General features: G+C 65.8%; 9 protein-coding genes. 7 read left to right on the top strand and 2 right to left on the bottom strand.

Annotation, left to right across the window (positions count from 1 at the left end):
- The 7 genes from B4N44_RS05175 to B4N44_RS05145 form a co-directional block, all read left to right on the top strand.
- A partial coding sequence (locus tag B4N44_RS05175) for a hypothetical protein (protein ID WP_296697557.1) occupies window positions 1-332 on the top strand: 332 nt, incomplete at its 5' end.
- Window positions 333-902: 570 nt separating this feature from the next.
- Complete coding sequence (locus B4N44_RS05170; protein WP_296697556.1) at window positions 903-1124, top strand: AbrB/MazE/SpoVT family DNA-binding domain-containing protein; 222 nt, start codon at window positions 903-905, stop codon at window positions 1122-1124.
- Window positions 1106-1885, top strand: coding sequence for a PIN domain-containing protein (locus B4N44_RS05165; RefSeq protein ID WP_296697555.1), 780 nt, complete (start codon window positions 1106-1108; stop codon window positions 1883-1885). The genes B4N44_RS05170 and B4N44_RS05165 overlap by 19 nt, the downstream gene beginning before the upstream one ends.
- 194 nt (window positions 1886-2079) lie before the next feature.
- Entirely contained in the window at window positions 2080-3042 is a 963-nt protein-coding gene (locus tag B4N44_RS05160) for a tyrosine-type recombinase/integrase (RefSeq protein WP_296697553.1), read from the top strand.
- Complete coding sequence (locus B4N44_RS05155; RefSeq protein ID WP_296697551.1) at window positions 3039-3215, top strand: hypothetical protein; 177 nt, start codon at window positions 3039-3041, stop codon at window positions 3213-3215. The genes B4N44_RS05160 and B4N44_RS05155 overlap by 4 nt, the downstream gene beginning before the upstream one ends.
- A 308-nt stretch (window positions 3216-3523) precedes the next feature.
- Window positions 3524-3679, top strand: coding sequence for a hypothetical protein (locus tag B4N44_RS19785; RefSeq protein ID WP_349681067.1), 156 nt, complete (start codon window positions 3524-3526; stop codon window positions 3677-3679).
- Window positions 3676-4005 carry an addiction module antidote protein gene (locus B4N44_RS05145; protein WP_296697549.1) on the top strand — a complete coding sequence of 110 codons (330 nt, stop codon included), beginning with the start codon at window positions 3676-3678 and terminating at the stop codon, window positions 4003-4005. Before B4N44_RS19785 ends, B4N44_RS05145 begins: the two co-directional genes overlap by 4 nt.
- 347 nt (window positions 4006-4352) lie before the next feature.
- Here B4N44_RS05145 and B4N44_RS05140 read toward each other — a convergent pair whose 3' ends face one another.
- Complete coding sequence (locus B4N44_RS05140; RefSeq protein ID WP_296697548.1) at window positions 4353-5033, bottom strand: class I SAM-dependent methyltransferase; 681 nt, start codon at window positions 5031-5033, stop codon at window positions 4353-4355.
- 7 nt (window positions 5034-5040) lie between these two features.
- Window positions 5041-6231 (bottom strand): helix-turn-helix domain-containing protein, encoded by a 1191-nt coding sequence (locus B4N44_RS05135; RefSeq protein WP_296697546.1) that lies wholly within the window; start codon window positions 6229-6231, stop codon window positions 5041-5043.
- Window positions 6232-6235 lie beyond the last annotated feature (4 nt).

Raw genomic sequence — 6235 nt, 5'->3', positions numbered from 1 at the left:
TGGACCAACCGATGATCAAGGCCCCGCCAAGCGATGCTGATCTTGACAGCCTGAAGGCCGAGTTCAGCAAGATCAACACCCATGCAGGCGCCTTTATCAAGAGCGACCCACTGGCAGACTATCGTCTTGGCACCAGCCTGCGCACGCTCGTCATCTTGGCCAAACATGAAAAGGAGCCGATTCGCTTTCTATTCCAGTTCTACAAGCCGCGTGACCATTGGCAAATGACGGGACTCGATTTCGACAACGACCTGTTCGAGGCGATCAAGCAAACCGCCAGGGCCGTCCACCTCAAATCCGAGGCAGCGAGCGGTTTTGAGTCTGACTATTAACCACATCTCAGCCCGCCCGTTGGGACCGCGAGAGCTGAACACAGGGCGGTAAAACTGTTGAAATCGACCCCCATCACGACCGATGGGGCAAGAGCAGATGGGCGAGGCATGCGTTGGCAAGCTGTGCGGACGAGGGCTGACTGAGGCCGCCCTGGAGGTGATCCGGCGGGCGATCGTGGAAGCCGACCCGCCGTTGCGCGCCGAGGTGGCGCGGCGAGTGTGCGCGGCACTCGGGTGGCATGACGCCCTGAGTCGCCCGAAGTTGATGAGTTGCCGGGTGGGCTTGCTGGGCCTGAAATCTCCTCCCAAACCCCGCCGAAGCGCGTTCCGACACCTGCGAGATACGCGCGCCGGTCTCGGGTGCGCCTCGACCACCCGTCCGGCCCTCGCCGGCCTCTCGTCCCGACACCAGCTTGGGCTCGCGGAGGTGGTTGAGTTTCCTATCCGCTATCCGTCGGAGCTGCGAAGCTGGAGCTGCACGACCAGGCAGGCGCGGGCCGGACATTGGCTCCCTGAAGCGCCCAAGCGGTCGATCATGACTCCTTCGTTTCTTACTGGACGCCCCTGGCCATGCTCGCCAAGAAGACCTCCAAGAAACAGTTGACCCTGCCCAAGGCCGTCGTCGAGCAGTCCCGGGGCGTCGACTATTTCAATGTGCGCGAGGAGGGTGGGCGCATCGTCCTGGTGCCCCTGCGTCCGAGCCGGGCCGACGAGGTCCGCGCCAAGCTCGAAGACCTCGGGATCGCGGAGGACGATGTCGGCGCGGCCATCCAATGGGCCCGCCGCGGTTGACGCCGCGCATTGTCCTCGACACCAACACCCTGGTATCGGCGCTGCTCTTTCGCGAGGGTGGGCTGGGTTGGCTCAGGCGGGTCTGGCAGGTCGGGCACCTGACGCCCCTGGCCTGCGGGGCGACGCTCATCGCGCTGGTGCGGGTCCTGGCGTCCCCCAAGTTCCACCTGGGGCGCGAGGAGATCGAAGAGTTCCTGGCCGATTTCGTCCCCTCTGCCGAGACGGCCCCCAACCCCGATGTCGCGGTGGCTGGCCCCGGGTGTCGGGACCCCAACGATCAGGTCTTCCTCGCCCTGGCCATTGCCGCCGGGGAGGATGCCCTGGTGACCAAGGATATCGCGACCGCTTGGACGGAGAGACGCGATGCCATGCGCGCCGCCGTCGCCGACCTCCCGGGCAGCGACGCCCTGCACCTCGACTTCTATGACCGGACCCGCATGGCCACTTGGGTGCGCTCTTATCCCGGCGTCGTGCTCTGGGTCTTGGACCGGATCGGCCAACCGCTAGCCGGTTGGCGGCCATGGGGAAACTGGTCCCGCGCCCCCGCCGCCGATAGTCCCTACCTGAGCGACGACACCGCCCGGCTTCGGGATCTGAGCAAGCCCGAAGACGGCCCACTCGCGATCGGCGACGGCATTGCGCGTCTGCGTGCCCGGCTCCGGGAGCCCGGCGGGATGGTGCGGCTCACGGGGCTGTCCGGGAAAGGCAAGACGCGCCTGCTGGAGACGCTATCCAACTCAGGCGGTCGCTCAACGGCGTAAGCACGCGCCCAGGCTCAGCGTCGTGGGTGACCGCAACGCGCGTTTATGCAAAGCTCGCGATTATGCAGAGTTTCGATCGTGAAGCGCGTGCCGAGTGAGGCAAGGTGCGGCTTGGCGGGCAAGATGGGCATTGAATCCTCGACATAATCGCTGCGACGTCCTGAAGTGGTCAGCCCACTTGTCAGGAGGTTCGCATGAGCAACGATACACAGCTTCCGCTCTCGAAGGCAGATCGTCAGGCCCTCTCTTCCGCTTCCGATCCCATCGGCGCAGAACTGCAACGTTACGACGCGCATCTGCGTGACGTGCATGGCCTGGCACCCGGCACCCGAAAGGGCTACTTACGGATTGCGGGCCGGTTGCTGCATCAACATTTTGATGGCGATCACGTCGATATCGCTACGCTCCAGCCGTCCGACATCCGTCGGTTTCTCACCCACGAATTGATCGCGCGTCACACCCCCTCTCATGCTCACAGCGTGACCGGCGGGCTGCGCCGCTATCTGCGCTATCGCAGCACGCAAGGAGATGCGGTTGAGCCCTTGACCGCCGTCATCGCCTCCCCGGCGCACTGGACACTGGCGCCCTTGCCGAAGGCGCTCTCGCGCGAGGAGGCCGCACGCCTGCTCGACGCCTGCCAAGCGGTCCAACGCTGGCCGAAACGTGGGTATGCCATGGCACGCTGCGCGCTGGACCTGGGACTGCGGGCGGGAGAGATCGCCCATTTGATGATCAGCGATATCGATTGGCAGGCCGGGACGGTCACGCTGCGGGCCACCAAGTCGCGACGACAGGATGTATTGCCTTTGCCGGTCGAAACCGGAGAGGCACTGGCCGACTATCTGATGCATGAGCGCCCCGGGAGTGCCGGCGCGGCGGTCTTTGTCGGTGCGCTCAAGCCGTACGATCGCCCAGTGACCTCGACTGCCGTCCAGAAGGTGATCACCCGCGCCTTGCGTCGCAGCGGGCTGCCGTACTCCGGCGCGCATGTGCTGCGCCACACCTTTGCGGCGGATCTCCTGGAGCGAGGCAGCTCTCTCAAGGAGATCGCCGATCTGCTGCGCCACCGCTCGCTGCGAACCACGCAGATCTACGCCAAGCTCGACACGCCGCATCTGATCGGCGTTGCGCTGCCCTGGCCGGGGAGTGTGTCATGAGCACGGCCATCCCTCTTCAGCAGCGCGTCGACGACTATCTGTCCGAACGCCGTCAGCTCGGCTTCGAGCTACGCCCGCTCCCCGGGCTGCTCACCGATTTCGCCACCTTCCTCGCCGAGCGCCATCACGACGGACCGCTGAGCATCGGGAGGCTGCCTTGGGCCAATGCGTAGCGAGATGAAGCCGAAAGGTACCCCATCCAACAGCCTGGGCCGCGCGGATCGCCGCAGCCCGGGCGCATGCCGGCCCCGTCTTGCGCTCCAAGGTCTTTTTGCACTGCGCAGAAGTAGCTTTTAAGTTACACTGGTGCCCATGATAGAGCTCTTTCGGTATCAGCGCGAGGACGGCCGCGAACCATTCACGGAATGGTTGGACGGCGTGCGCGATAGGGTGGCACAAGCACGGATTCGCGTTCGTTTGCGGCAAGTGCAGTCGCGGTAACTTCGGCGACAGCGAGCCGGTCGGTGAAGGTGTCATCGAGTTGCGTGTGCACGTAGGTGCCGGATACCGCGTGTACTGTGGCCGCTACGGAGCATCGGTTGTCCTGCTCTTGTGCGGCGGAGACAAAAGTTCCCAGGTATCGGACATCAAGCGCGCCAAGACGCTGTGGTCAGAGTGGAAACGGAGACAAACATGAGTCAATTGAAAGGCCTGGTCTCACACCATGAGCGCGAGATCGCCGAACTGCGCGCCGACCGGGAACTGGCGGTCGCGTACCTGAAAGCAGCGATGGAGTCACTCGACGATCCCGACGAGCGAGCCGCCGGTCTCTTGGCGCTCCGCACCGTGGCGGAAGCCCATGGCGGCTTGGGGGCGGTGGCGGCCGAGGCCGGCATCAGCCGGGAGTCGTTGTACCGCTCCCTGTCACCCAAGGGCAACCCGACACTGAAAACGTTGCTTGCCGTGCTGAAAACAATGGGTATGCGGCTGTCGGTCGAACCGGAACACCAAGCTCATGCTTGATGCTCCGTTACTCCCGCAGCCGGGATTCCCCTGATCTGCCAGATTGTGCCCGTAAGGCAAGACGAACCGAACATGTCCGTCTGCTCACGACGCTGCGGCGGTCGCTCGCGGGGTAAGCGCAGCTGACCGGATCGGATCTTGACCGGCTTATCCGGAGCATGCGCGCCAGCGTCCGCAAAGCGCGTTTATGCAAAGCTTTCCATAAGCGCGTCTACCTGACATAGTGTCGACTCGACTGAGCGACTGGATTCAACCGAGTTCCTCCTGATCAGCGCCAGCTCTGAGTGATCGGTCATGGGCAGACCCGGTATCGGGCGGGGCGGCTCGACTGGCGGCAATCCAAACCTTCAGGTCGTGCGCTCGGCCGGCCCTGATGACTCATGAGATTGACCGGACATCCGATGAACCGCGTGTGTCGACAACCCCCTCGCGACAACAGCATTCAGCCACAGCTCCCCTTCCCTCCCCTCCCGCCGATCCCCGGTAACCCAGGTTTCGATCACCTTGAGCCCCGGCACTACCCCGACCAGCGCCGCGAGCCCCTCCTCGTCCAGATCCGTAAACCGCCGCCCGCCATGCTCCCGCTCCCCTGCCCCGTACTTGAACGAGGCATACAGCACCCCGTCTGGCTTGAGCGCACGCCCCAGACGCCCGAGCACCTCGGGCAGCTCCGCCATCGGCACATGCAGCAAACTCGCGCAGGCCCAGATCCCGTCGAAACAATCCTCCCACTCGATCTCCAGGAAGCGTCGAACCTCGACCGGCAAGCCGCAGTGCTCGGAAGCCAGCCGCGCCAAGGTCGGCGACGCCTCGAAGGCGGTCACCACATAACCCAGTGACCGGAAGGCCAGCGCATCGCGCCCCGACCCACAGCCGGCATCGAGGAGATGCCCGCCGGGCGGAACGCGCGCGAGGAACCGGGCATACAGCGGGGCCATGTCGACGTCGACGGTTTCGGCGAAGAAGGTCTCGGCCTGGTCTTCGTAGTAGGCGAGGGTCGGATCGTCCTTGGGCGTTGCGGTGGTCATGGCGACGTTACGCGAACGGGACGACCTCGGCGGGCGTGTCCCGCAGCGTGGCGGTCTTGAGCCTAGGCGTGGGCAGCAGGGCAATGTGTGCGCCGCGATTGGAGAGCATCCCCGTGGGCAGTCCGGCCAGGGCCTCGATGTCGGCGGGCGCGAGCCGCAGCTGCGCGAGCAGGCGCTCCACGCCGAAACCGCCCTGCGTCAGCAGCAGGCGGATGGAGCGCTCCATCAGCCGGGGTTGCTCGATCGGCAGGATCTCGTCTTCGGGCTCGCCGCGGGCCCAGCCGCGCGCGCTGCTGGATTTGAATAGGCGCCCGGCGTGCACCTCGGAGATCAGCCCCAGATCCTTGCAGCGATAGATCATCGCGCCGATGGAGGTCTTCCAGCGCGGCTTGAGGACGCGGAAGGCCTCCAGCGAAACCTCGGGCAGCTCGTCGGCGAACCCGTCGGCGGGCATCAGGAAGGCACCGGCGAAGCGATGCGCCTGGTTCTCCAGCTCCTTGAATTCATCACGGTGCGCAAGCGCGGTCCGGTCGACGTGGCGGTGCAGGACCAAGTGGCCGAGCTCATGGGCGGCGTCGAAGCGCGAGCGCACGGCGGTGCGCTTGTCCGAGGAGATCAGCACATAGGGTCGCTCGTCGGCGTGCGACCAGTGCGAGACCCCGTCGATGGACGGCGCCCCGAAGGAGCAGCGGCCGCAGACGATCCCGGCATTCTCCAGCACCAGCAGCATGTCCGGGATCGGCGCTCGGCCCAGGCCCCAGTGCGCGCGCACCCGAAAGGCCGCCTCCTCGAGGTCGCACTCGCGCAGCAGGCGAAAATCGCCCGCGCCGAGGTCCGGCACGTCCGGTGCCGGCAGGTCCACCCACTCCTGTAGGGCGTGGCTGATGTGCTGCAGCCACAGCAGGTGCTGCTCAATCCGTTCGCGCGCCCGCTTGGTGGCGTTGGCCATGGAGCGGAAGAAGCGCGGGCGCGTGCCGGGCTCGAAGGGGGTGTCGAGAAAATAGTCGCGGGGCACGCGCAGCGCCTCGGCCAGGGCCGCGAGTGCGCCGGGGTCGGGTGTCTGCTGCCCGCTCTCCCACTTGCTGACGCTCGGTGCCGAGCGCTGCACCGCCTCGCCCAGGGCGATGCGCGTCAGACCGCGGGCGAGACGCGCGCGGGTCAGTTGGATGGGTTGAAAGCCCGGGGTACGTGCGGCCATGAGT

The organism is Thiocapsa sp. UBA6158 (genome assembly GCF_002423035.1).
Taxonomy (GTDB): domain Bacteria; phylum Pseudomonadota; class Gammaproteobacteria; order Chromatiales; family Chromatiaceae; genus Thiocapsa.
The sequence above is the reverse complement of the archived record's forward strand: the minus strand, read 5'-3'. Positions and strand labels throughout refer to the sequence as shown.